The sequence below is a fragment of the Streptomyces sp. NPDC001787 genome (assembly GCF_040297465.1).
Classification (GTDB): Bacteria; Actinomycetota; Actinomycetes; order Streptomycetales; family Streptomycetaceae; genus Streptomyces.
In genome coordinates this window covers 166,689-190,047 of the sequence record NZ_JBEOZE010000016.1, presented here as the reverse complement: position 1 = coordinate 190,047, position 23,359 = coordinate 166,689, and the positions used below count along the sequence as shown (strand labels likewise).

The 23,359-nt window shown below is 71.2% G+C and carries 20 protein-coding genes; 11 read left to right on the top strand and 9 right to left on the bottom strand.

The window, feature by feature from the left end:
- Nucleotides 1-36 precede the first annotated feature (36 nt).
- The 6 genes from ABT170_RS22715 to ABT170_RS22690 all read right to left on the bottom strand — a co-directional run bounded on the left by ABT170_RS22715 (nt 37) and on the right by ABT170_RS22690 (nt 5,568).
- Entirely contained in the window at nt 37-123 is an 87-nt protein-coding gene (locus ABT170_RS22715) for a putative leader peptide (RefSeq protein WP_311605579.1), read from the bottom strand.
- Between the two features lie 32 nt (nt 124-155).
- Entirely contained in the window at nt 156-1,856 is a 1,701-nt protein-coding gene (locus tag ABT170_RS22710) for an FAD-dependent monooxygenase (protein ID WP_351870176.1), read from the bottom strand.
- 156 nt (nt 1,857-2,012) lie between these two features.
- Nucleotides 2,013-2,972, bottom strand: coding sequence for an amino acid ABC transporter permease (locus tag ABT170_RS22705; protein WP_329946816.1), 960 nt, complete (start codon nt 2,970-2,972; stop codon nt 2,013-2,015).
- Nucleotides 2,969-3,616, bottom strand: a complete 648-nt coding sequence (locus ABT170_RS22700; protein ID WP_266924547.1) for an amino acid ABC transporter permease — start codon at nt 3,614-3,616, stop codon at nt 2,969-2,971. Before ABT170_RS22700 ends, ABT170_RS22705 begins: the two co-directional genes overlap by 4 nt.
- 210 nt (nt 3,617-3,826) lie before the next feature.
- Complete coding sequence (locus ABT170_RS22695) at nt 3,827-4,750, bottom strand: glutamate ABC transporter substrate-binding protein (protein WP_329946817.1); 924 nt, start codon at nt 4,748-4,750, stop codon at nt 3,827-3,829.
- Nucleotides 4,751-4,782: 32 nt separating this feature from the next.
- Complete coding sequence (locus tag ABT170_RS22690; protein WP_266924553.1) at nt 4,783-5,568, bottom strand: amino acid ABC transporter ATP-binding protein; 786 nt, start codon at nt 5,566-5,568, stop codon at nt 4,783-4,785.
- A 382-nt stretch (nt 5,569-5,950) separates the two neighbouring features.
- On the opposite strand from ABT170_RS22690, the gene ABT170_RS22685 reads away from it, so the two are divergent.
- Both ABT170_RS22685 and ABT170_RS22680 read left to right on the top strand, forming a co-directional pair.
- Nucleotides 5,951-6,643, top strand: a complete 693-nt coding sequence (locus ABT170_RS22685; protein WP_329946818.1) for a response regulator transcription factor — start codon at nt 5,951-5,953, stop codon at nt 6,641-6,643.
- A 15-nt stretch (nt 6,644-6,658) separates the two neighbouring features.
- A complete protein-coding gene (locus tag ABT170_RS22680; RefSeq protein WP_329946819.1) occupies nt 6,659-8,053 on the top strand; it encodes a sensor histidine kinase in 1,395 nt (464 codons plus the stop codon).
- Between the two features lie 35 nt (nt 8,054-8,088).
- Here the strand turns inward: ABT170_RS22680 and ABT170_RS22675 are convergent, their stop codons facing one another.
- On the bottom strand, nt 8,089-9,087 hold the full coding sequence (locus tag ABT170_RS22675) for a TAXI family TRAP transporter solute-binding subunit (protein WP_329946820.1): 999 nt from the start codon (nt 9,085-9,087) through the stop codon (nt 8,089-8,091).
- 111 nt (nt 9,088-9,198) lie between these two features.
- On the opposite strand from ABT170_RS22675, the gene miaB reads away from it, so the two are divergent.
- Nucleotides 9,199-10,719 carry a tRNA (N6-isopentenyl adenosine(37)-C2)-methylthiotransferase MiaB gene (gene miaB / locus ABT170_RS22670; RefSeq protein ID WP_351870168.1) on the top strand — a complete coding sequence of 507 codons (1,521 nt, stop codon included), beginning with the start codon at nt 9,199-9,201 and terminating at the stop codon, nt 10,717-10,719.
- Nucleotides 10,720-10,813: 94 nt separating this feature from the next.
- The gene (locus ABT170_RS22665) at nt 10,814-11,557 is read left to right on the top strand and encodes a class III extradiol dioxygenase subunit B-like domain-containing protein (RefSeq protein ID WP_351870165.1); all 744 of its coding nucleotides are present in this window, start codon (nt 10,814-10,816) and stop codon (nt 11,555-11,557) included.
- Nucleotides 11,558-11,734: 177 nt separating this feature from the next.
- Here ABT170_RS22665 and ABT170_RS22660 read toward each other — a convergent pair whose 3' ends face one another.
- Nucleotides 11,735-11,971, bottom strand: a complete 237-nt coding sequence (locus ABT170_RS22660; protein WP_329946823.1) for an antitoxin — start codon at nt 11,969-11,971, stop codon at nt 11,735-11,737.
- A 158-nt stretch (nt 11,972-12,129) separates the two neighbouring features.
- Here ABT170_RS22660 and miaA point away from each other — a divergent pair, with 158 nt between their 5' ends.
- The 6 genes from miaA to hflX all read left to right on the top strand — a co-directional run bounded on the left by miaA (nt 12,130) and on the right by hflX (nt 20,228).
- A complete protein-coding gene (gene miaA / locus ABT170_RS22655) occupies nt 12,130-13,068 on the top strand; it encodes a tRNA (adenosine(37)-N6)-dimethylallyltransferase MiaA (RefSeq protein ID WP_329946824.1) in 939 nt (312 codons plus the stop codon).
- Nucleotides 13,069-13,170: 102 nt separating this feature from the next.
- Complete coding sequence (locus ABT170_RS22650) at nt 13,171-13,608, top strand: hypothetical protein (protein WP_266927847.1); 438 nt, start codon at nt 13,171-13,173, stop codon at nt 13,606-13,608.
- Between the two features lie 87 nt (nt 13,609-13,695).
- Nucleotides 13,696-14,568 carry a diaminopimelate epimerase gene (gene dapF, locus ABT170_RS22645; RefSeq protein WP_329946825.1) on the top strand — a complete coding sequence of 291 codons (873 nt, stop codon included), beginning with the start codon at nt 13,696-13,698 and terminating at the stop codon, nt 14,566-14,568.
- 252 nt (nt 14,569-14,820) lie between these two features.
- Nucleotides 14,821-16,980, top strand: a complete 2,160-nt coding sequence (locus ABT170_RS22640) for a RelA/SpoT family protein (RefSeq protein WP_329946826.1) — start codon at nt 14,821-14,823, stop codon at nt 16,978-16,980.
- 104 nt (nt 16,981-17,084) lie between these two features.
- Nucleotides 17,085-18,536, top strand: coding sequence for a M1 family metallopeptidase (locus ABT170_RS22635; RefSeq protein WP_351870160.1), 1,452 nt, complete (start codon nt 17,085-17,087; stop codon nt 18,534-18,536).
- 171 nt (nt 18,537-18,707) lie between these two features.
- Nucleotides 18,708-20,228 (top strand): GTPase HflX, encoded by a 1,521-nt coding sequence (gene hflX / locus ABT170_RS22630; protein WP_329946828.1) that lies wholly within the window; start codon nt 18,708-18,710, stop codon nt 20,226-20,228.
- 174 nt (nt 20,229-20,402) lie between these two features.
- Here the strand turns inward: hflX and ABT170_RS22625 are convergent, their stop codons facing one another.
- Nucleotides 20,403-21,623, bottom strand: a complete 1,221-nt coding sequence (locus ABT170_RS22625; protein ID WP_329946829.1) for a trypsin-like serine peptidase — start codon at nt 21,621-21,623, stop codon at nt 20,403-20,405.
- 325 nt (nt 21,624-21,948) lie between these two features.
- Between ABT170_RS22625 and ABT170_RS22620 the strand changes: the two genes are divergently transcribed.
- Nucleotides 21,949-23,340, top strand: coding sequence for a diaminobutyrate--2-oxoglutarate transaminase family protein (locus ABT170_RS22620; protein ID WP_351870156.1), 1,392 nt, complete (start codon nt 21,949-21,951; stop codon nt 23,338-23,340).
- Nucleotides 23,341-23,359 lie beyond the last annotated feature (19 nt).

Below are 23,359 nucleotides of genomic sequence, written 5' to 3'. Positions count from 1 at the left end.
GCGGAGAACCAGCACGGACCGGCGGAGAAAGGCGATTCAGCAGGACGGGCGACACACGCAGCCCGCGTAACGGACCAGGTCCATATGGACCCTCCGCCACAGGCGCACATCGGTGTCGGTCATGATCTGGAGTACACCATGTGCGCCCGTGAGGGTCAATTGATGCCCGCGGTCCGGTCGGAGCGAAGGGAGTCCGGGCGTACGGCGTCGGAGCGGACGAGCCCGGAGCCGCCGGCCTTCGCGGGACCGGCCCCGTCCTCCCCGCCGGCGGCGGCCGGGCCGGTACGCCCCGTCCCGCCCCGCACGGCGTCCGCCGCGGCGGACAGTTCCGCCGGCCGCACCCCGCCGAAGGACGCCACCAGATGTCCGTCCGGCCTGACGAGCAGCACGCTGTGGGCCGAGGCGCCCGGGTAGCTCTCGGCCACCAGCAGCTCGCCCTTCATCGGCAGCGCCTCCACCGCCTCCGCCAGCCGTGGCATGACACCCGCGGTCAGCCAGTGACGCCGGTCCCACACACCGGTACCCGGCGCGATCAGGATCACCAGAAGCCGCCCCCGCCCCATACGTTCGCGCAGGGGCACGGTCTTTCCGTCCGGCGCGGTCACCCGCACATCGGCGACCGGCGCACCGAGGGGCGTGCCCACAGGGGTGTGTGCGTCAGTGCGCGGAGGCGCGAGGGGGGAGTGCGTGTACGAAGGGGGCGCGCCCAGCGGTCCGCATCCCAGATGGCCGTCGGCGAGCAGGCTGTCCTGCCCGCGTGCGCCCCCGGGCACCAGCGTCCGCAGCCCCCCGCCGCCGCGCAGTATCGGCAGGGACTGGTCCGCGGCGCGCAGTCGCGCCGCGACGGCGGCCCTGCGCTCGGCCTGGTAACTGTCCAGCAGCAGCTCACCGGCGCTGTGGTGCCAGGCCTGGGTCAGCTTCCAGGCGAGGTTCTCGGCGTCCCGGAGTCCCTCGTCCAGGCCCTGGGTGCCCAGCGCCCCCAGCAGGTGCGCGGCGTCCCCGGCCAGGAAGGCCCGCTTCTCCCGCCAGCGCAGGGCGAGCCGGTGGTGCAGTGTGTACACGCCGGTGTCCAGCAGGTCGTACGCGGGTGTCTCGCCGCACCAGCCCGCCAGGGTGTCCCGGATCCGGGTGATCAGGGCGTCGGGGGTGACCAGCTCGCCACGTGGCGGGAGGAGCCAGTCCAGCCGCCAGACGTCGTCCGGCAGCGGTCGCGCGGTCACCTCGGCGCCCCCGGTCCGCCACGGCGGCAGCCGGTGCAGCACGGCCCGGCCGGGCCACGGGAGTTCGACCCGCAGGGCGGCGACGGCGTGCCGTTCCACCGCCGTACGGCCGGGGAACCGGATGTCCAGCAGCTTGCGCACGGTGGACCGCGCGCCGTCGCAGCCGACCAGATAACTCCCGCGCCACCAGGTCGAGCCGGGCTCCCTGGTGTGCACCGTGACCCCGTCGGGGTCCTGCTCCAGCGTGTCGATCCGGCTGAGCGGCACCAGCCGCACCAGGTCCTGCGCGGTGACCGCTTCCCGCAGGCCGCGGGTGAGGTCGTGCTGCGGGAGATGGACCGGGGCGGGCAGCTCCGTGCCGCCCTCCTCCTCGCCCAGCGGGACCTCGCGCACCAGTTGCTTGCGCCGCATCGAACGCCAGCCGGCCCACCGCAGGCCCGCCTCGTCCAGGAGGGGCCCGGCGAGCCGCTCCACCAGGCCGGCGGTGTCCTCGCGGAGCACGACCGTGCGTGCCGGGCGCGGCTCCTCCTTGCCCGGTCCTTCGTCGAGGACGACGGAGGGGACACCCTGCGCGGCGAGGGCGAGCGACAGCGTCAGACCGACGGGTCCGGCGCCGACCACGATCACCGGGTCCACGGCGCGTGCCCTCCGGCCCGTACGGTTGCGCGGAACGTGGCGGTGGAAGCCGGGTACGTGATCACAGAACGTATGCAACCCACTGGGGGTGCGTGCGTCAAGTGACCGAGGCAGCGACGCGTGCGCCGCTGCCTCGAATGCTCCTGGTGGAAAGGGTCAGTTCTTCGCCACACCGGTCCCGTCGGCCCCGTTGGACCCGTCGGTACTGCTCTTACCCGGGGCTTCGGCGGAGCCTGCGCCCCCTGCGCCCCCCGTGCCGCCGGGCGCGGTGAGAACGTCGGCGGTCCCGGCGGCGGCCACGACCGGTATGCCGGTCTTGGCACGCCGTCCGCGCTTCTCGATCCAGGTGGCGAGCGCCGACAGCAGCAGACACATCGCGACGTAGATGGTGCCGATCACGGCGATCGTCGAGACGTACGGGTACTGGCCGTTGACCTGAGTGTTGGACGCGATCAGCCGGGCCGTCTGGAGCAGCTCCGGGTACAGGATGATGAAGCCCAGCGAGGTGTCCTTGAGGGTCACCACGAGCTGCCCGATGATCGTGGGCAGCATGGCCCGGACGGCCTGCGGAATCAGCACGCTGACCATGACCTGCGTCTTGCTCATGCCCAGGGCGTACGCCGCTTCGCTCTGCCCCTTGGGCACCGAGTTGATGCCGGCCCGCAGCACCTCGGCCTGCACACAGCCGTTGTAGACGGACAGGCCGAGCGCCAGGGCCCACATCGAGTAGTCGGTGAGGAAGCCGACCCAGATGGCGTAGATGGTGATCAGCAGCGGGATCGAGCGGAACAGCTCGATGAACGTGGTGGCCACCCAGCGGACCGGCTTGTGGTCCGAGAGCCGGGCGACGGCGAGCACCACACCCAGGATCAGCGAGCCGATCGCGGCCAGGGAGAAGGCCTTCAGGGTGGCGACCAGGGAGTCGGCGATGTTCTGCCGGATGCCCGTGTAGTTGAAGATGTCCCACATCTCGGGGGCCAGATGCCCCTTGTCGGACAGCCGCACGATGCTGACGCCGAGCAGCGCCAGAATGGCGAGAGTGCCGATGACCGCGTAGATCCGGTTGCGTACGGCGGCCTTGGGTCCCGGCGCGTCGTAGAGAACGCTGGCGCTCATCGGGCGACCTCCATGCGACGCTCCAGCAGCCGGAACAGGCCGCTGATGACAAAGGTGACGACCAGGTAGCCCAGGGCCACCCAGATGAAGACGGGAGCGATCTCGTAACCCCGGTCACTCATCAGCTTCTGCCAGCCGAACAGCTCGGTGACACTGAAGGCGCCCGCGATCGCGGAGTTCTTCGTGAGCGCGATGAAGATGCTGCTCAGCGGCGGGATCACGGTCCGCGTGGCCTGCGGGAGCACGACGATCCGCAGCGTCTGGGCGAACGTCATCCCGATGGAGCGCGCGGCCTCGGCCTGTCCCAGCGGCACGGTGTTGATGCCCGAGCGGACCGCCTCGCAGACGAACGACGAGGTGTAGAAGCCGAGCGCCAGCGAGCCGAGCAGGAACGGACTCATACCGGGGAAGAGGATCTCCGGGACGACGAAGAAGAAGATCAGGAAGAGCAGGGTCAGCGGGGTGTTGCGCAGCAGCGTCACCCAGGCGGTGCCGAAGAACCGCAGCGGCGGCACGGGCGAGACCCGGAATCCGGCGATGGCGACACCGAGAACCAGGGCGATAACCGAGCTGACGGCGGTGATCGACACTGTTCCTATGAAGCCGTCGCGGAACTCTGGGAAATTGTCGAGCAGTACGTTCATGAGGTCTCCGCGTCGGCGGTCAGCGGCATCAGGGCAGGGGAAGGGGCGCCCCGTACGCACACCGTGCCCGGCGGGAGCGGCGGCGGTGGCGTACGGGACGCTTCGGTCACGGGCGCGGCGTCGGTCTCTGACGCACGCACGGCATCAGTGACGGGATGTCGGCGGCGGGACGGCCTCGGCGGCAGTGCCGCCTTCGGCCGCGGCTCCGCGTCAGTAGCGCTCGATGGCCGGCGGCTCGGTGTAGTCCGAACCGGACAGACCCAGCGTCGCCTCGTAGATCTTCTTGTACGTACCGTCCTTGACGTGCGCCTCCAGCGACTTGTTGATCGCCTCGCGCAGAGCCTTGTCGTCCTTGTTCATGCCGACGCCGTAGGGCTCGTCGGTGAACGGCTCGCCGACGACCCTGAGCTTGCCGGAGTTGGCGGCGGCGTAGCCCTTGAGGATCGAGTCATCGGTGGTGACGGCGTCGATCTGCTTGGTCAGCAGCTGCTGCACGCAGTCCGAGTACTTGGCGAGCTCGACGACGCTCGCACCGTACTCCGCCTTCTTGATCTCCTGGAGGGGAGTGGAGCCGACGATCGAGCAGACCTTCTTGCCCTTCACCGAGTCCTTGCCGGTGATGGACTTCTCGTCCTTGCGCACCAGCAGGTCGGCGCCCGCCTTGTAGTACGGGCCCGCGAAGCCGACCTGCTTCTTGCGCTCGTCGTTGATCGTGTACGTGCCGACGAAGTAGTCGACCTGGCCCTTGGAGATCGCCGTCTCGCGGATGCCGGAGTCGACCGTCTTCCACTCGATCTGCTTGGCGGAGAAGCCGAGGTCGGCGGCGATCATCTTGGCGATCTCGATGTCGAAGCCGGAGCGCTCCTTGGTCGACTGGTCCTCGAAGCCCAGGTACGGCTGGTCGGCCTTGGCGCCGATGACCAGCTTGCCGCGCTTCTTGGCCTCCTTGAAGACCGGGGAGTCCAGGTCGACACCCGTCGCGACGGTGTACGTCGGCAGCTCGGGGGCGTTGGAGGCGCCGGGCTTGGTCCCGGACGGCTTGTCACCGGCCGAGCCCTCCTTGCCACCACACGCGGTCGCGGTCAGGGCGAGCACGGCGATGGCCGCGACGGCGGCCGACTTGCGGAGCTTCATCTGAACATTCCTTATGTCGTGGGTCGTTGTCGTCAGTGGTGAAGGATCTTCGACAGGAAGTCCTTGGCCCGGTCGCTGCGCGGATTGCTGAAGAACTGGTCGGGCGAGGCCTCTTCGACGATCTTCCCGTCCGCCATGAAGACGACACGGTTGGCGGCGGAACGGGCGAAGCCCATCTCGTGGGTGACGACGATCATCGTCATCCCGTCCCGGGCCAGTTGCTGCATGACTTCGAGGACCTCGTTGATCATCTCCGGGTCGAGCGCCGAAGTGGGCTCGTCGAAGAGCATGACCTTGGGGTCCATCGCCAACGCCCGTGCGATCGCGACGCGTTGCTGCTGGCCGCCGGAGAGCTGCGCCGGGTACTTGTCGGCCTGCACTCCGACGCCCACCCGGTCGAGCAGGGTGCGGGCCTTCTCCTCCGCGGCCTTCCTGTCGGTCCTGCGGACCTTGGTCTGGCCCAGCATGACGTTCTCCAGCACGGTCTTGTGCGCGAAGAGATTGAACGACTGGAAGACCATGCCCACATCGGCGCGCAGCCGGGCCAGCTCCTTGCCCTCCTGGGGCAGCGGCTTGCCGTCGATCGAGATCGCGCCCGAGTCGATCGTCTCCAAGCGGTTGATGGTGCGGCACAGCGTGGACTTGCCGGACCCGGAGGGCCCGATGACGACCACGACCTCGCCACGGGCGATGGTCAGGTCGATGTCCTGGAGCACATGCAGCGCGCCGAAGTGCTTGTTGACGTTGCTCAGTACGACAAGGTCGTTCGCCGCAGGGGCGGCATCCTCGGCGGCCTTGGTCACTGAAACTCCGCTCATCGGCTTCTTGCTCCGTCCTCCTCGGTTGGCAAGGACACTAGTGACGCAGTGCGACCAGCGTCATTACATCTGAGCGGAAATTGAGCATAACGATCCGGCGGCAACCGGACACTCCGTGTGAACGGGACGCCCGGAGCGCGGCCGGGGCGTACCGGGTGCATAACGGAAACCCTGCTGTAACCGGTGGACCCTTGACTGGCGTGCCCGTCATCGGAGTGGATGCCCTGAGGGCAACGGACGTGAAACGCCGCTGAACGGGAAGTCTCAGAGAGACCACGCGGAGTGAAACGCCATGTATCGCCATGTAACAGCACGTAACGCCACGCGACATCCGTACGTGGCACAGCGCCCCGAGGCACCCGGGGGGACGGAGAGGAGGGGCATGAGACTTCTGCTCGTCGAGGACGACGATCACGTCGCGGCGGCCCTGTCCGCCGTGCTCGCCCGGCACGGCTTCCGTGTGGTGCACGCACGCAACGGCGAGGAGGCGCTGCGCGCGCTGCTCCCGGCCGAGAAGGAGCCCTTCGGGGTCATCCTCCTGGACCTCGGACTGCCCGATCAGGACGGCTACGAGGTCTGCGGCAAGATCCGCAAGCGGACCTCGACCCCGGTGATCATGGTGACCGCGCGCGCGGATGTGCGCTCGCGCATCCACGGGCTCAACCTCGGCGCCGACGACTATGTCGTCAAGCCCTACGACACCGGCGAACTGCTCGCCCGTATCCACGCGGTCGCCCGGCGCACCCTGCCCGGCGAGGACACCGCGCCCACGCCCGTCGCCGCGCTGCGGCTCGGGCCGGTCCATATCGAGCTGCCGACCCGCAGGGTCAGCGTCGACGGGGACGAAGTCCAGCTCACCCGCAAGGAGTTCGACCTCCTCGCGCTGCTCGCCCAGCGGCCCGGTGTGGTGTTCCGCCGGGAACAGATCATCAGCGAGGTGTGGCGCACCAGCTGGGAGGGGACGGGCCGCACGCTGGAAGTGCATGTGGCCTCCCTGCGCTCCAAGCTGCGGCTGCCCGCACTGATCGAGACCGTGCGGGGCGTCGGCTACCGGCTCGTCTCGCCGTCCGCGTAGGGGCGTACGTTCCCGGTGCACACCCGTCTGCTTCCGCTGCTCATCATTCTCATGGCGGCCGTTCTGCTCGCACTGGGCTTCCCGCTCGCCGTCAGCGTGGCCGCCGCCGAACAGCAGCGCGTCGTCATCGACCGGATCGACGACACGGCACGGTTCGCCGCGCTGGCGCAGTTCGTCAGCGAGCCCATGCCGGGCAACGACGAACGCAGGCGCACCCTCCAGACGGAACTGGAGGCGTACGACTCCGTGTACGGGATCCGGGTGGGTGTCTTCTACCGGGACGACAGACCGCTGGCGAAGGCCCCCTCCGGCTGGAGCCTGCCCGCCGCGGGGGAGGGGCGGGAGGCGTTCAAGGAGGCCCTGCTCGGGCGCCGTTCCCACGACCCGCCCCAGGTCTGGCCCTGGCAGACCGGCCGGATCGTCGTCGCCTCGCCCGTCGTACGGGACGGCGATGTCGTCGCCGTCGTCGTCATCGACTCACCCACCGGTGGGATGCGGTCCCGGACCCTGCACGGCTGGCTGCTGATCGCGCTGGGCGAGGGACTCGCGATGCTGGTCGCGGTCGGCGCGGCGTTCCGGCTCACGGGCTGGGTGCTGCTGCCCGTGCGGATCCTGGACGCGGCCACCCACGACATCGCCGTCGGCCGCATGCGTTCGCGGGTCGCGGCATCCGGCGGACCGCCCGAACTCAGGCGCCTGGCCCGCTCGTTCAACGAGATGGCCGACAACGTCGAGGACGTGCTGGAGCAGCAGCGCGCCTTCGTCGCCGACGCCTCGCACCAGCTGCGCAACCCACTGGCCGCGCTGCTGCTGCGCATCGAGCTCCTCGCCCTCGAACTCCCCGAGGGGAACGAGGAGATCGCCTCGGTGCGTACGGAGGGCAAGCGCCTGGCGCAGGTCCTCGACGACCTCCTCGGCCTCGCGCTGGCCGAGCACACGGAGGCCGACCTCAAGCTCACCGACCTCGGCGCGCTCACGGCGGAGCGGGTCGCCTCCTGGCGCCCGGTCGCGGACGAGAAGGGCGTCGTCCTGGCGCTCGACGGTGCGGCGGCGGTCACCGCGTGGGCGGACCCCATCGCCCTCTCCAGCGCCCTCGACGCCGTGATCGACAACGCCCTGAAGTTCACGCCGCCGGGCGAGGACGTACGCGTCACGGTCGCCGCCGGCACCGCCCGCGCGACGGTCGTGGTCGCCGACCGGGGACCGGGGCTGACCGAGCAGGAACTGGAACGCATCGGCGACCGCTTCTGGCGCAGCAACCGCCACCAGAACGTCAAGGGGTCGGGTCTCGGGCTGTCCATCACACGGGTGCTGCTCGCGGCGGGCGACAGCTCGATCTCCTACGCCCGGCACGAGCCGCACGGGCTGCGCGTGACGGTGTCGGTGCCGCGGAACCTCCCGCACGGCTGAGGCGGCCACGGCCACCACCGTGTGCGCGCGGGCGTTCAGGGCTTGACGGAGCGGTAGTAGCGCCCGGCCCCTTCGTGCAGGGGGAGCGGGTCGGTGTAGATCGCCGTCCGGAGGTCCACCAGCTGGGCCGCGTGCACCTCGCGCCCGATCCGGTCCCTGCTGTTGATCACGGTCCGGGTGAAGGCCTCGGTCATCGCCGGATCCGTCCGGTCGGTGGTGACCAGCAGATTGGCGACGGCGACCGTGGGCACGGACTGTCCCTGCTGCGCGTTCAGATAGGCGTCGGCGGGCATCACCGCCGAGCGGTAGTAGCGGGTGGGCCCGCCCGTCGCCTGGAGCTTCGCGATCAGCGGATCCTCCAGCGGCACCAGCCGGACGGCGTACCGCTCCGAGAGCTCCTGCACCGCGCTGGTCGGCAGACCACCCGACCAGAAGAACGCGTCGAGCAGGCCCTCGGTCAGCCGGGTCGGCATCGTGTCGATACCGGCCGGCACGGGTGTGATGCCGGACGCCGGATCGATGCCCGCGGCCTTCATCAGCCGGTCGGCGACCAGCCGGACCCCCGACCCCTGCTGTCCCACACCCACCCGCTTGCCCCGCAGATCGGCGACCTTGCGCACCTCGGAGTCCCGGGGCACGACCAGCTGGATGTAGTCGTCGTACAGCCGGACACAGCCGCGCAGCCGCTGCGAGCCGGGCTTGCCGTCCCGCAGATAGGTGGCGACGGCATCGGCGGTGGCGATGGTGAAGTCGGCCTTCCCCGTCGCGACCCGTTCGAGGTTCTGCTGCGAGCCCTCGCTGGTCCGCAGCTGTATGGACACCTTGGGCATGTCCTTGGCCAGCGCCCCTTCGAGCCGCTCGCCGTACCGCTGGTAGACGCCGCTGGGCACGCCCGTGGAGAAGGTCAGCGAGCCGCTCGGCGCCGTGTCCCCCAGCGGGAGCACCCACCACAGCAGCAGCCCGAGAACGACCGCGAGGGCGGCGCCCGCCTGAACGGTGCGTCGGCGGCCGAATCGGGACAGGGCGTGGAGCATGGCCGCGATCCTGCCAGCTCACACCCCCGCTGGCCAGGCCCGGGGCCCCCGGCGGGGAGGTGCGAGGGGAGGGGCGGAGGGAGGCGCGCCGCAACCGCCTACCCTTGTCGCATGAGCAGCGGCAACCGGAGCGAAGCAGTGGACGTCAAGAAGAGCTACGAGGTGCGCACCTACGGGTGCCAGATGAACGTTCACGACTCCGAACGGCTGTCGGGCCTCCTGGAGGACGCCGGTTACGTCCGCGCACCCGAGGGCTGCGACGGTGACGCCGACGTCGTCGTCTTCAACACCTGCGCGGTACGGGAGAACGCCGACAACAAGCTCTACGGCAACCTCGGCCGGCTCGCCCCGATGAAGACCAAGCGGCCCGGGATGCAGATCGCGGTGGGCGGCTGCCTCGCCCAGAAGGACCGCGACACGATCGTCGAGCGGGCCCCCTGGGTGGACGTCGTCTTCGGCACGCACAACATCGGCAAGCTGCCGGTACTGCTGGAGCGCGCCCGTATCCAGGAGGAGGCGCAGATCGAGATCGCCGAATCCCTGGAGGCGTTCCCCTCCACGCTCCCCACCCGCCGCGAGTCCGCCTACGCGGCGTGGGTCTCCATCTCCGTCGGCTGCAACAACACCTGCACGTTCTGCATCGTCCCCGCGCTGCGCGGCAAGGAGAAGGACCGCCGGACCGGCGACATCCTGGCCGAGATCGAGGCACTCGTCGCCGAGGGCGTGTCCGAGATCACCCTGCTCGGCCAGAACGTGAACGCCTACGGCTCCGACATCGGCGACCGCGAGGCCTTCTCCAAGCTGCTGCGCGCCTGCGGACGGATCGAGGGCCTGGAGCGGGTGCGCTTCACCTCGCCGCACCCGCGCGACTTCACCGACGACGTCATCGCCGCGATGGCCGAGACCCCGAACGTCATGCCGCAGCTCCACATGCCGATGCAGTCGGGCTCCGACACGGTCCTGAAGGCGATGCGGCGCTCCTACCGGCAGGAGCGCTTCCTCGGGATCATCGAGAAGGTGCGCGCGGCGATGCCGGACGCCGCCATCTCCACCGACATCATCGTGGGCTTCCCCGGCGAGACCGAGGAGGACTTCCAGCAGACGATGCACGCCGTGCGCGAGGCCCGCTTCGCGAACGCCTTCACCTTCCAGTACTCCAAGCGGCCCGGGACCCCGGCCGCCGACATGGAGGGCCAGATCCCCAAGGAGGTCGTGCAGGAGCGCTACATGCGTCTGTCCGAACTCCAGGAGGAGATCTCCTGGGAGGAGAACAAGAAGCAGGTCGGCCGCACCCTGGACGTCATGGTCGCCGAGGGCGAGGGCCGCAAGGACGGTGCCACCCACCGTCTCTCCGGGCGCGCCCCCGACAACCGCCTCGTCCACTTCACCAAGCCCTCCGGGACGGTCCGCCCCGGAGACGTGGTGACCGTCGAGATCACCTACGCCGCCCCGCACCACCTGCTGGCGGAGGGCGCCCCGCTGGGCGTGCGCAGCACGCGCGCGGGCGACGCCTGGGAGAAGCGCACCACGGCCGCGGCCCCCCGGCCCGCCGGTGTGATGCTCGGCCTGCCGGGCATCGGCGCCCCGGCACCGCTCCCGGCCGCGGCGACTCCCGGCTGCGGCAGCGTCTGACCCCTCGGCGCCCGGCGCACCGGCGGGCTCCGCACCCGCTGCCGCGCCGGAGACCGCGGTACCCGGCGCGGCGCCCCGCAGTACGCTGACCGGCATGCTTGTCGCCGCCGCCGTGTGCCCCTGTCCGCCTCTCCTGGTGCCCGAGGTCGCCGCCGGAGCCGCTCCCGAGCTCGATGCCGCGCGGACCGCGTGCCTCGACGCCCTGGGCGTGCTCGCCGCCGCCCGCCCCGATCTGCTGGTCGTGGTCGGCCCCGTCGGTGAGGAGGGGCGCGGACGGCACCTGGAGGGCGCTGCCGGCTCCTTCCGGGGCTTCGGGGTGGATCTGGACGTACGCCTGGGCACGGCACCCGTGACAGGGCCTGTGGGCGAGGAGTCCGCGCCGGACGCCGCGTCCCGGCCGCTGCCGTTCTCCCTGGCCGTCGGCGCATGGCTGCTGGACCGGGCGCGGTGGGCCGGTGCGCCCGTCGAAGGGCTCGGCGTGGCGGAGACCCTGAGCGGGGAACGCTGCGCGGAGGCGGGCCGGGAACTGGCGGCCGGGGCCGACCGCGTCGCGCTCCTGGTGATGGGCGACGGCAGCGCCTGCCGCACGCTGAAGGCGCCGGGATACCTGGACGAGCGGGCCGCGGAGTTCGACGCGCGGACGGCCGCGGCACTGGGCGCCGCGGACCTCACCGTGCTCCGCGCGCTCGGCCGGCCGCTCGCGTACGAGCTGAAGGCGTCGGGCCGCGCCCCCTGGCAGGTCCTCGCGGGCGCCGCCGAGGGCGCGGGTCTGGGCGGCCGGCTCCTGTACGAGGACGCCCCGTACGGCGTCGGCTACACCGTCGCCGCCTGGTCGTGAACCCGCGGTGAAACGGCACCGCCCCTGCCACCGGCGGCGGGGGCGGGGGCGCGCACGCCGGACGGCCGCGGAGCAGGTCGCTCCACGGCCGTCCGGCACCGCGCTCGATCACGTCCGGTCAGGACCCGTCAGGATCGGTCACCCCGCGGGACCGGACGCCGGTACGTGTGCCCGGGATCAGGAAGCGGGCGGCCTGCCGCCCTCGTCCTTGTGGCCCAGGCGGTCCACCGCGTCCTTCGCCTTCTGCGTACCGGACACGATCTTGTCGCTGTACTTGCCCTTGGTCTTCGCGTCCACTGTGCGCGCGGCCTTGTCCAGGCCCTGCTCGATCTTTCCCCCGTGCTGCTGCGCGAGGTCACCGACCTTGTCCTTGGCCGGAGCCAGCTTGGCCTTGAGGTTGTCCAGGAAACCCATGGGGCACCTTCCGTGCGGAGTGGACTGTCTGTACGCGTGCTCTCTCCCACCCCATTGTCCGTTACCGCCGATTTTACCGGGGAGGGCGGGCGATCGCGCTGTTTCGGGCGCCGTTCGGCACGTTCGGGAAGCAGCCGTACATTTGCGAGACTGTGGCGGTGACAAGTCCCGCTTCAGCCCCCCGCGTCATCACCGTCGTCGGCCCCACCGCAGCCGGAAAGTCTGATCTGGGCGTGTTCCTCGCCCAGCGGCTCGACGGTGAAGTGGTCAACGCCGACTCCATGCAGCTCTACCGCGGCATGGACATCGGCACCGCCAAACTGACGCTTCCCGAGCGCGGTGGTGTGGAGCACCGCCTGCTGGACATCTGGGACGTCACCGAGGCCGCCAGCGTCGCCGAGTACCAGCGGCTGGCCCGGCTGGAGATCGACCGGCTGCTCGCCGAAGGCCGTACCCCCGTCCTCGTCGGCGGATCCGGCCTCTATGTGAAGGGCGCCATCGACGCCCTGGAGTTCCCGGGCACGGATCCCGAGGTGCGGGCCCGGCTGGAGCGGGAACTCGCCGACAGCGGCTCCGGCGCGCTGCACGCCCGGCTGGCCGCCGCGGACCCCGACGCCGCCCGCGCGATCCTGCCGAGCAACGGACGCCGCATCGTCCGCGCCCTCGAAGTCATCGAGATCACCGGCAAGCCCTTCACCGCCAACCTCCCCGGGAGCGAGGCGGTCTACGACGCCGTGCAGATCGGCGTCGATGTCGACCGCCCGGAACTGGACGAGCGCATCACCGCGCGCGTCGACCGGATGTGGGAGGCGGGCCTGGTGGACGAGGTACGCGCCCTGGAGGCCGAAGGGCTGCGCGAGGGGCTCACGGCCTCCCGTGCGCTCGGCTATCAGCAGGTGCTCGCGGCGCTCGCCGGACAGTGCACCGAGGACGAGGCGCGGGCCGAGACCGTGCGCGCCACCAAACGCTTCGCGCGCCGCCAGGACTCCTGGTTTCGACGCGACCCGCGTGTGCAATGGCTCAGTGGCGCGGAGGCACAGCGCGGGGAACTCCCGCACCGCGCGCTGACGTTGGTCGAACGAGCGGTTACAGCCTGATCACGTGATGGCATCGGGAAGCTCCGGCCGTCATTTCGGCACCCGTGAGCGTGCCATCATCGAGCATCGATCGACCAGTCCGAGTTGGGAGGGCGCGTGGCGATGGAGGCCGGCCCTCGCGACACAGAACGAGACGCACCGGATGCGCGGCACACGGCGGGACCACTGAGCCCGGACGGGCCCGATGAGCACGACGTCACCCCCGAGGTGGAGGTCGAGCTGCGCCCGGCGCGCCGGCTGCGGATCTGGCAGCTCGCACCGATCGTCATCCTGGCCACCGTCGGCTCCCTGATGTTCGCGTTCCCGCTCGCCTTCGAGTTCGGCGGCGGCGGCGCGGTGGTCGCCATGCTGGGGCTTCTGATCAGCTGCTGCGCGGCCGGCTGGGGCATGATGGCCGCCCGCCGCGTCGGCTACACCTGGCCCGGCCTGCCGGCCAGGGGCAGCGGCGAGCGCCCCGACTGGCGCGTGCTCGCCCTGTACGTCGCCGTGTGCGCCGCGCTGGTCGCGCTGGCCGTCTGGCGCGTGGACCGCCTCCGCTGACGGAGACCGGCCGTCCGGCGGGGCGGCCACCGTCCGGCCCCGTCCCCGGTTTCGCGGGCTGTCGGTGCCGCCTCGTACAGTTGCCCTGTGAGCACCTCGCAGATCGCCTTCCTCAAGGGCCACGGCACGGACAACGACTTCGTGATCGTTCCCGACCCGGACAACACCGTCGCCCTGCCCCCGGCCGTCGTCGCCCGGCTCTGCGACCGCCGGGGCGGTATCGGCGGCGACGGTCTGCTGCACGCCGTGCGCTCCGCGGCGCACCCCGAGGCGCGGGCGATGGCGGACGAGGCCGAGTGGTTCATGGACTACCGCAACGCGGACGGTTCGATCGCCGAGATGTGCGGCAACGGCGTACGGGTCTTCGCCCGCTACCTCCAGCGCGCCGGGCTCGTCGAGGAGGGCGATCTCGCCGTCGCGACCCGCGGCGGAGTCAAGCGGGTCCACCTCGCCAAGGGCGCCGACATCACGGTCTCCATGGGACGCGCCCTGCTGCCGGACGAGGGCGTCACCGTCACCGTCGACGGCCGCAGCTGGGAGGCCCGCAACGTCAACATGGGCAATCCGCACGCCGTCGCGTTCGTCGACGACCTCGCGCACGCCGGGGAGCTGCGCTCCGTACCGCCGTTCAGCCCGGCGGCCGTCTACCCCGACGGGGTCAACATCGAGTTCGTCGTCGACCGGGGACCGCGGCACGTCGCGATGCGCGTCCACGAGCGCGGTTCGGGAGAGACCCGCTCGTGTGGCACCGGCGCCTGCGCCGTCGCGGTCGCCGCGGCCCGCCGGGACGGCGCGGACCCCGCGCTGACCGGCCTGGCCGTCACGTACACGGTGGATCTGCCCGGCGGCACCCTGGTCATCACCGAGTACCCGGACGGCGGGATCGAGATGACCGGCCCGGCGGTGATCGTCGCCGAAGGCGTCATCGATCCGGCCTGGCTCGCATCGGCGACCGGCTGAGGGTCAGCCCGAGGGCTGTCCCGTCATCCCCGGCGGACCAGCCCCCGGATCTGCCCCGGCGCGCCTCCGGCGTCGGCCGGACCCCCGGCGGGAGTTCCGGGACACGCCGACGGCTTCGCTCGAATGGGTGATCCGTTTCACGCTCGGCGAGAGCCGGACTGTGCCACGTGGTGGGGTCGGTAGCATCAAGCACCGGCCCGGAGACGCATCCGTGTCTTCTCACCGCCGGCCGACGTTGCCGGAGGCGCCCCCATGAGTGCAGAGGCCACCAATCCAGGTGCTCCCCTTCGCAAACGAGGCCGTCCCCGCATCGATCTGCGCCGGCTGGGCCGGGTGGCACTGCTGGGGCCCGTCTCCCGCGACCGGCTGCCCGCCGCCATCGGCCATGTCGCCGAGGCCCATCGCGCCCACCACCCGGACGCCGACCTCACCATCCTGCACAAGGCCTATGTCCTGGCGGAGTCCTCCCACCGGGGCCAGATGCGCAAGAGCGGCGAGCCGTACATCACCCATCCGCTCGCCGTGACGCTGATCCTCGCCGAACTGGGCGCCGAGACCACGACCCTGACCGCGTCACTCCTCCACGACACCGTGGAGGACACCGAGGTGACACTCGACCAGGTCCGCCAGCAGTTCGGCGAGGAGGTCCGCTACCTCGTCGACGGCGTCACCAAACTCGAAAAGGTCGACTACGGCGCGGCAGCCGAACCCGAGACGTTCCGCAAGATGCTCGTCGCCACCGGCAACGACGTCCGGGTCATGTCGATCAAGCTCGCCGACCGGCTGCACAACATGCGCACGCTCGGGGTGATGCGGCCCGAGAAGCAGGCCAGGATCGCCAAGGTCACCCGCGATGTGCTCATCCCGCTCGCCGAACGCCTGGGTGTGCAGGCGCTCAAGACCGAACTCGAAGACCTCGTCTTCGCGATCCTGCACCCGGACGAATACGCGCGCACCCGGGCCCTGACCGCCGGGGGAGCCGGGGACGATCTGCTCGGCACCATGGCCGACAGCGTCAGGACCACGCTGCGGGAGGCCGGCATCACCGCCGAAGTCCTGATCAGACCCCGGCACCTGGTCTCCCTGCACCGGGCCGGGATCAAACGCGGGGAACTGCGGGGCACCGACTTCGGACGGCTGCTCGTCCTGGTCGCCGAGGACGCCGACTGCTACGCCGTACTCGGCGAACTGCACACCTGCCTCACCCCGGTGATCTCCGAGTTCAAGGACTTCATCGCAGCCCCCAAGTTCAACCTGTACCAATCGCTGCACACCGCGGTCGTCGGTCCGGACGGGGCCGTCGCCGAGGTCCTCATCCGCACGCACCAGATGCACAAGGTCGCCGAGGCCGGTGTCGTCGCCCTCGGCAATCCGTACACCATGGACGGCGCCACCGCGGCGCAGCAGGCCGAACAGACGGACGGCGAGCGCGCCGACCCGACCCGGCCCGGCTGGCTCTCCCGGCTCCTCGACTGGCAGGAGTCGGCCCCGGACCCCGACACCTTCTGGCGGACCCTGCGTGCCGATCTGGCCCAGGACCGCGAGATCACGGTGTTCCGTACCGACGGGGGGACGCTCGGCCTCCCCGCCGGGGCCAGTTGTGTGGACGCCGCGTACGCGCAGTACGGCGAGGAGGCGCACGGCTGTATCGGTGCCCGGGTCAACGGCCGCCTCGCCACGCTCAGTACGGTTCTCAGCGACGGCGACACCGTGCAGCCGCTGCTCACCGAGGACGCCGCGTCGGGCCCCTCGCCGGACTGGCTCGACCACGCCCGCACCCCGGCCGCCCGGATCGCGATCACCGGCTGGCTCGACGCCCACCCGGACGCCGTCCGGATCCCCGACGCCACCCGGCCCGGCGGACCGGGGCCCCAGCCGGCCGAACCCGCGACCGGCGCCCTGGAGAACGCGGCGAGCGGGCGGACCAGGAACGCCGCCCGCACGGCCGGCGTTTTGCTGGACGGGCCGGACGCCCCCGTGCGCCTGGCCGGCTGCTGCACTCCGGTGCCCCCGGACGGAATCACCGGCTTCCTCGTACGCGGCGGCGCCGTCACCGTGCACCGCCAGGAGTGCCCGGCCGTGGCCCGGATGCGGGCGATCGGCCGGGCACCGGTCACGGCCCGCTGGGACGGGACGGGCGACTGGGGCGACGGCTCGGAATGCCGGGTCACCCTGGTCGCCGAGTCCTTCGGACGCCCCCGGCTGCTCGCCGACCTCACCGAGGCCATCGCCACGGCCGACGCGGCGATCGTCTCCGCCACCGTCGAACCGCCCAGCGAACAGCGGGTCCGGCACACCTACACCCTCCAGCTCCCGGACGCCGCGGGTCTTCCCGCCCTCATGCGCGCCATGCGCGATGTCGCCGGCGTCTACGACGTGAGCCGCGCCCAGCATCCGGCCGCCACGGGCTGACGGGTCGCGTCCACCGTGTTCCGGCCCCGGACGGGTTGACCTCGTTCGGGTGGTGCGGCGCGCGCCACGCACGCGCGGCGTGCGGTCGCTGGTAGCCGTAGTCCATGCCGCTCACCTCCCGCCGGCTGCGGGCCGCTCTGCTGGCCACCGCATCGGCCACCCTCGTTGCCGCCACCCTTCCCGCGCCCGTGCCCCTCGGCATCGGCGACCGGCTCTTCCCCGAGCTCGGCAACCCCGGTTACGACGTGCTCTCGTACGACATCGCCCTCACCTACCACGGCAGCAACACCGAACCTCTCGATGCCGTCACCGAGATCGCGGCCCGGACCACCGCGCCGCTGGAGCGGATCAACCTCGACTTCACCCACGGTGCCGTCAGCGAGGTCGAGGTCAACGGTCTGAAGTCCGACTTCGCCACGAAGGGCGAGGACCTGGTCGTCCGGGCACCGGGCCGCCTCCCGGCAGGTGTTCCGCTCAGCATCACCGTGAGACACACCAGCGATCCCGACGGCGACCAGAACAACGGCGGCTGGGTCCGCACCAGCGACGGACTGGTGATGGCGAACCAGGCCGACGCCGCACACCGGGTCTTCCCCGGCAACGACCATCCGGCCGACAAGGCGTACTTCACCTTCCGGGTCACCGCCCCCGAGGAACTGACCGTCGTCGCGAACGGCCTGCCCGCGGGCCGTACCCGGCACGGCGCGACGACGACCTGGACCTACCGCACCGAACACCCCATGGCCACCGAACTGGCCCAGGTCTCCATCGGCGGATCCACCGTGGTGCGGCGCACCGGACCGCGCGGCCTCCCGGTGCGCGACGTCGTGCCGACGGCCGACCGCGAGAAGCTGAAACCCTGGCTGAAGAAGACCCCCGACCAGCTGGCCTGGATGGAACAGCAGGTCGGCGACTACCCCTTCGAGACGTACGGCGTGCTGATCGCCGACGCGTCGACGGGGTTCGAGCTGGAGACACAGACGCTCTCCCTCTTCGAACGGTCGCTGTTCACCGAACCCGCCTACCCCGAGTGGTACGTCGACTCCGTCATGGTCCACGAGCTCGCCCACCAGTGGTTCGGCGACAGCGTCTCGCCGCGCTCCTGGTCCGACCTGTGGCTCAACGAAGGCCATGCGAGCTGGTACGAGGCCCGCTACGCGGAGGAGCACGCCGAGCAGCCGCTGGAGCGCCGGATGCGCGAGGCGTACACCCGGTCCGACGCGTGGCGCGCGGCCGGAGGTCCCCCGGCCCACCCGGACGCCCCGGTCCCGGGGCAGAAGATCAGCCTGTTCCGTCCGGTCGTGTACGACGGCAGCGCGCTTGTCCTCTACGCCCTGCGGCAGGAGATCGGCGAGGCGGCCTTCGGCCGGCTGGAGCGGACCTGGGTGCACCGGTACCGGGACCGGTCGGCGACCACCGCGGACTTCACACGGCTGGCGTCCCGGATCGCGGGACGGGACCTGAGCGGGTTCTTCGAGGCCTGGCTCTACGCGGAGAAGACGCCGCCGATGCCGGGGCATCCGGACTGGCGCAGCCGGAAGCCCGCTGATCAGTGAGCCGCCCGCGGCAGCCGCGGCACCGGAAAACCCGAGTGACGCTCCGGGCAGGGGCATGCCACTATCAACGGGTCGGCACCGCGGCCCTGCCGGAATTCCCGCAGCGGGAATCATCCGGACAGGTCACGCGTTGTGACTGACGTAACGGACTTCCATCGACGTAAGGATCCAATGACCTCCTCTTCTTCCCTTCCCCAGGACGCGCAGGACGCGCAGAGCGCCACGGAGAACGCCACCGAGAGCCTCAACGAAAGCCTTCGGGCGGACGCCCTGATGGAAGAGGACGTCGCCTGGAGCCACGAGATCGACGGAGCGCGCGACGGCGATCAGCTGGACCGCTCCGAGCGTGCCGCACTGCGCCGCGTGGCGGGTCTGTCCACCGAGCTTGAGGACGTCACCGAGGTCGAGTACCGGCAGCTGCGCCTGGAGCGTGTGGTGCTCGTCGGTGTCTGGACCTCGGGGACGGTGCACGACGCGGAGATCTCCCTCGCGGAGCTCGCGGCTCTTGCCGAGACCGCCGGTGCCCAGGTTCTCGACGCCGTCTACCAGCGGCGCGACAAGCCCGACCCGGCCACGTACATCGGCTCGGGCAAGGCGCTGGAGCTGCGCGACATCGTTCTCGAAACGGGGGCCGACACCGTCGTCTGCGACGGTGAGCTCAGCCCCGGCCAGCTGATTCACCTGGAGGACGTCGTCAAGGTCAAGGTGGTCGACCGGACCGCCCTGATCCTCGACATCTTCGCCCAGCACGCCAAGTCCCGTGAGGGCAAGGCGCAGGTCTCGCTGGCTCAGATGCAGTACATGCTGCCGCGCCTGCGCGGCTGGGGTCAGTCGCTCTCCCGTCAGATGGGCGGCGGCGGTTCCAGCGGCGGTGGCGGCATGGCCACCCGTGGTCCCGGTGAGACCAAGATCGAGACGGACCGGCGCCGGATCCGCGAGAAGATGGCGAAGATGCGCCGGGAGATCGCGGAGATGAAGACCGGCCGCGAGATCAAGCGGCAGGAGCGCAAGCGCCACAAGGTGCCCTCGGTCGCGATCGCCGGATACACCAACGCGGGCAAGTCCTCGCTGCTCAACCGGCTGACCGGGGCGGGCGTCCTGGTGGAGAACGCGCTGTTCGCCACCCTGGACCCGACCGTGCGCCGGGCGGAGACCCCGAGCGGCCGTGTCTACACCCTGGCCGACACCGTCGGGTTCGTACGGCATCTGCCGCACCACCTCGTCGAGGCGTTCCGCTCCACCATGGAGGAGGTCGGCGAGTCCGATCTCATCCTGCATGTGGTGGACGGCTCCCATCCGGTGCCGGAGGAGCAGCTCGCCGCGGTGCGTGAGGTGATCCGGGACGTCGGCGCGGTGAATGTGCGCGAGATCGTCGTGATCAACAAGGCGGACGCCGCGGACCCGGTGGTCCTTCAGCGTCTGCTGCGTGTGGAGAAGCACGCGATCGCGGTGTCGGCACGGACCGGCGCCGGGATCGACGAGCTGCTGGCGCTGATCGACGACGAGCTGCCGAGGCCGTCGGTCGAGCTGGAGGCGCTGGTGCCCTACATCCAGGGCGGCCTCGTCTCACGGGTGCACGCCGAGGGCGAGGTGATCTCCGAGGAGCACACCTCCGAGGGCACGCTGCTCAAGGCGAGGGTGCACGAGGAGCTGGCCGCGGAGCTCGCGGTGTTCGTTCCCGCCGCGCACTGACGGCGCACGCCGCCGCAACCGTACGGACCGAAGGCCCGTGCCGGGGAAACCGAGAGGTCTCCCGGGCACGGGCCTTCGGGCGTGACACGCGGGAATCCGGACCGCCGACCGCCGATACCGGCGGTCGCGCGAGCGGGGCCGGGCCGCGTACCCGGGCCCGGTCGCGCGTTGCGGCTACCGGTCCGCGTACTTCTTGCTGACCGCCTCGTAGATGCCCTTGGCCTCCTTGCCCAGGCGCGGGCCGGCCAGCCAGCCGGCCGTGACCGGGCCGATCGACGTGTTCGAGACCAGGGCGGGCTTGCCGTCCTTGCCCGCCGCGACCCAGCCGCCGCCGGAGGAACCGCCGGTCATCGTGCAGCCGATGCGGTACATCGTCGGTTCGTCCTTGACGACGGAGAGACGGCCCGGCCTGTCCTCGCACCGGAGCAGCTTCTGGCCGTCGAACGGCGGGGCGGCCGGGTAGCCGGTCGCCGTCATGTCCGCGATCTCCGGCACGGCCGGGGCGTTGAACTCCACCGGGAGCGCCGAACCGACCGTCTCCTCAAGGGACTTGCCCGAGGCGCCCTTCTCCGGCGTCACATGCAGCACCGCGAAGTCGTACGGAGCGCCCTGCCCGCCGACCGACGCGCCCTCGGCGATCCACTGCTCGGACGTCTGGGCCCACTGACCCCACCAGACGCCGTACGGCGCGATCTTCTCCTTGGGGGCGCTCTCCAGCTCGGTGAGCGACAGCCCGCTGTTGTTGTACGCCGGGACGAAGGCGATGTTGCGGTACCAGCCGCCCTTCTTCCCCGCGTGCACACAGTGGCCCGCGGTCCACACCATGTTGGACTTGCCGGGGTTCGCGGGGTCCTTCACCACGGTCGCGGAGCAGACCATCGATCCGTCGGGTCCGTCGAAGAGCAGCTTCCCGGACTCCGGGGCGCTGTCGTGGTACGGCGTCGCCAGGGCGGCGGCCTCGACCGGGGAGGGAGTCGGGTCCGTCACGCCCTCGTCGCCGGAGATGTCGTTGTCGACCGGCTTCTCCGGGGACTTGTCGGCGTCGCGCATCCGGTCCGGGTCCCAGAGGCCCTCGATGATCGGGTTGACGAAGTCCTTGGCCTCACGCAGCCATTTGTCCTTGTCCCAGTTCTTCCACTCGCCGTCCCTCCACTTCTCCGGATCGATCCCGTGCTCCTTGAGCCGGTTCTTCAGGTCGTCCGGAATCGTGACCTTGCTGTCGGACTGGCCCGCGGAACTGCTCGGCGTGACGCTCGCGTTGTCCTCCTCCGGCCCGCAGGCGGTGGCGGTGAGCGCCAGGACGACGGCGACGGCTGCGGCGGCGAGCACGGGGGAGGGCGTGCGGCGTGCGCTCCTCCCGCGGCGTGCGGCATCGATCGGGCGAATGGGTCGCATCTGGTGATCCCCCTGGGACTTCGACACTCGTGACTCGGTACTTCACTTCGGCTGCATCGGGCACTTCAGGTACATCGGGCACCGGGCGTCGGAACGACCGCTCCCGTCCTGTGTGCGGCCCCCACTATGCCGGTGCCGTTGGGGACGGCGCGCGGCAGGGCCGCGGTTCCGCGTCCGCAAGGATCTTCCGATTTACCCGTGCTCCCCGGCGACCGGCGTCGTTGGTACGTACGGGGGACACCCAGGCAGCGTTCCTCCGTGGCGTCCGCCCCGCGGAAACGCGGCGACGTGCAACGCAACCGTGACAGCAGGAGGACCAACAGCCGTGGCCGTGACCGAACCAGCTCCGGTGGCACTTCCCTCCGCGCACGAGGGCATTCTGCGGCGCCAGTCGCTGCGTGAGTCGGCCGCCCGGACGTATGCGCGCTCCCTGCCGATCGTGCCCGTACGGGCACGCGGTCTGACCATCGAGGGTGCGGACGGACGGCGCTATCTCGACTGTCTCTCCGGGGCGGGCACGCTGGCGCTCGGGCACAACCACCCGGTGGTGCTGGAGGCGATCAGGAAGGTCATCGACTCCGGCGCCCCGCTGCATGTGCTCGACCTCGCCACCCCGGTCAAGGACGCCTTCACGACCGAGCTGTTCGCCACTCTGCCACCGGGGTTCGCCGACAACGCGCGCATCCAGTTCTGCGGCCCCGCGGGCACGGACGCCGTCGAGGCGGCGTTCAAGCTCGTCCGCGCCGCGACCGGACGCAGCGGTCTGCTGGCCTTCACCGGCGCCTACCACGGCATGACCGCCGGGGCCCTCGAAGCCTCGGGCGGCGCCCAGGACATCCGGGTGACACGGCTGCCCTTCCCCCAGGACTACCGCTGCCCCTTCGGGATCGGCGGCGAGCGCGGCGCGGCCATCGCCGCGCACTGGACCGAACACCTCCTGGACGACCAGAAGGGCGGCGTGCCCGCCCCGGCCGGGATGATCCTGGAACCCGTCCAGGGCGAGGGCGGAGTGAACCCCGCCCCCGACAGCTGGCTGCGCCGGATGCGGCGGATCACCGCGGACCGGTCCATCCCGCTGATCGCCGACGAGGTACAGACCGGAGTCGGCCGGACCGGGGCCTTCTGGGCCGTCGAACACAGCGGCATCGTGCCCGATGTCATGGTGCTCTCCAAGGCGATCGGGGGCTCCCTCCCGCTGGCCGTGATCGTCTACCGCTCCGAGCTGGACCTGTGGCAGCCGGGTGCCCACGCGGGTACGTTCCGGGGCAATCAACTCGCCATGGCGGCGGGAGCGGCCACCCTCTCCTACGTACGGGAGAACGGGCTCGCCCAGCGCGCCGCGACCCTGGGCGAGAGCATGCTCTCGCGTCTGCGGTCGCTGGGCGCGGACCACCCGGGCATCGGCGACGTCCGGGGACGCGGCCTGATGATCGGCGTGGAACTCGTCGACCCGGAGGCCGCACCGCTCCCGGCGGCCGACGACAGCGCGTCCCCGCCGCCGCCGGACCCCGCCCTCGCCCGTGCCGTCCAGCAGGAATGCCTGCGCCGCGGCCTCATCGTCGAACTCGGCGGACGCCACGGCGCCGTGGTCCGACTGCTCCCACCCCTCACCCTCACCGACGAACAGGCGACCGCGGTCATCGACCGTCTCGCCGACGCGCTGAGCGCCGCCGAGCGCTCGCCGAACCGTCGGGCCGCTGCCGGGTCGATCCACTGACCCCGGACACCCCCACAAG

Coding starts and splice junctions, on each gene's coding strand:
- ABT170_RS22675 (WP_329946820.1), bottom strand. CDS start 9,087: ATGCTCCACGCCCTGTCCCGATTCGGCCGCCGACGCACCGTTCAGGCG.
- ABT170_RS22625 (WP_329946829.1), bottom strand. CDS start 21,623: ATGCGACCCATTCGCCCGATCGATGCCGCACGCCGCGGGAGGAGCGCA.
- ABT170_RS22660 (WP_329946823.1), bottom strand. CDS start 11,971: ATGGGTTTCCTGGACAACCTCAAGGCCAAGCTGGCTCCGGCCAAGGAC.
- ABT170_RS22640 (WP_329946826.1), top strand. CDS start 14,821: ATGAGTGCAGAGGCCACCAATCCAGGTGCTCCCCTTCGCAAACGAGGC.
- ABT170_RS22650 (WP_266927847.1), top strand. CDS start 13,171: ATGGAGGCCGGCCCTCGCGACACAGAACGAGACGCACCGGATGCGCGG.
- ABT170_RS22685 (WP_329946818.1), top strand. CDS start 5,951: ATGAGACTTCTGCTCGTCGAGGACGACGATCACGTCGCGGCGGCCCTG.
- ABT170_RS22635 (WP_351870160.1), top strand. CDS start 17,085: ATGCCGCTCACCTCCCGCCGGCTGCGGGCCGCTCTGCTGGCCACCGCA.
- ABT170_RS22690 (WP_266924553.1), bottom strand. CDS start 5,568: ATGAGCGGAGTTTCAGTGACCAAGGCCGCCGAGGATGCCGCCCCTGCG.
- ABT170_RS22665 (WP_351870165.1), top strand. CDS start 10,814: ATGCTTGTCGCCGCCGCCGTGTGCCCCTGTCCGCCTCTCCTGGTGCCC.
- ABT170_RS22700 (WP_266924547.1), bottom strand. CDS start 3,616: ATGAACGTACTGCTCGACAATTTCCCAGAGTTCCGCGACGGCTTCATA.
- ABT170_RS22705 (WP_329946816.1), bottom strand. CDS start 2,972: ATGAGCGCCAGCGTTCTCTACGACGCGCCGGGACCCAAGGCCGCCGTA.
- hflX (WP_329946828.1), top strand. CDS start 18,708: ATGACCTCCTCTTCTTCCCTTCCCCAGGACGCGCAGGACGCGCAGAGC.
- ABT170_RS22695 (WP_329946817.1), bottom strand. CDS start 4,750: ATGAAGCTCCGCAAGTCGGCCGCCGTCGCGGCCATCGCCGTGCTCGCC.
- miaB (WP_351870168.1), top strand. CDS start 9,199: ATGAGCAGCGGCAACCGGAGCGAAGCAGTGGACGTCAAGAAGAGCTAC.
- ABT170_RS22715 (WP_311605579.1), bottom strand. CDS start 123: ATGACCGACACCGATGTGCGCCTGTGGCGGAGGGTCCATATGGACCTG.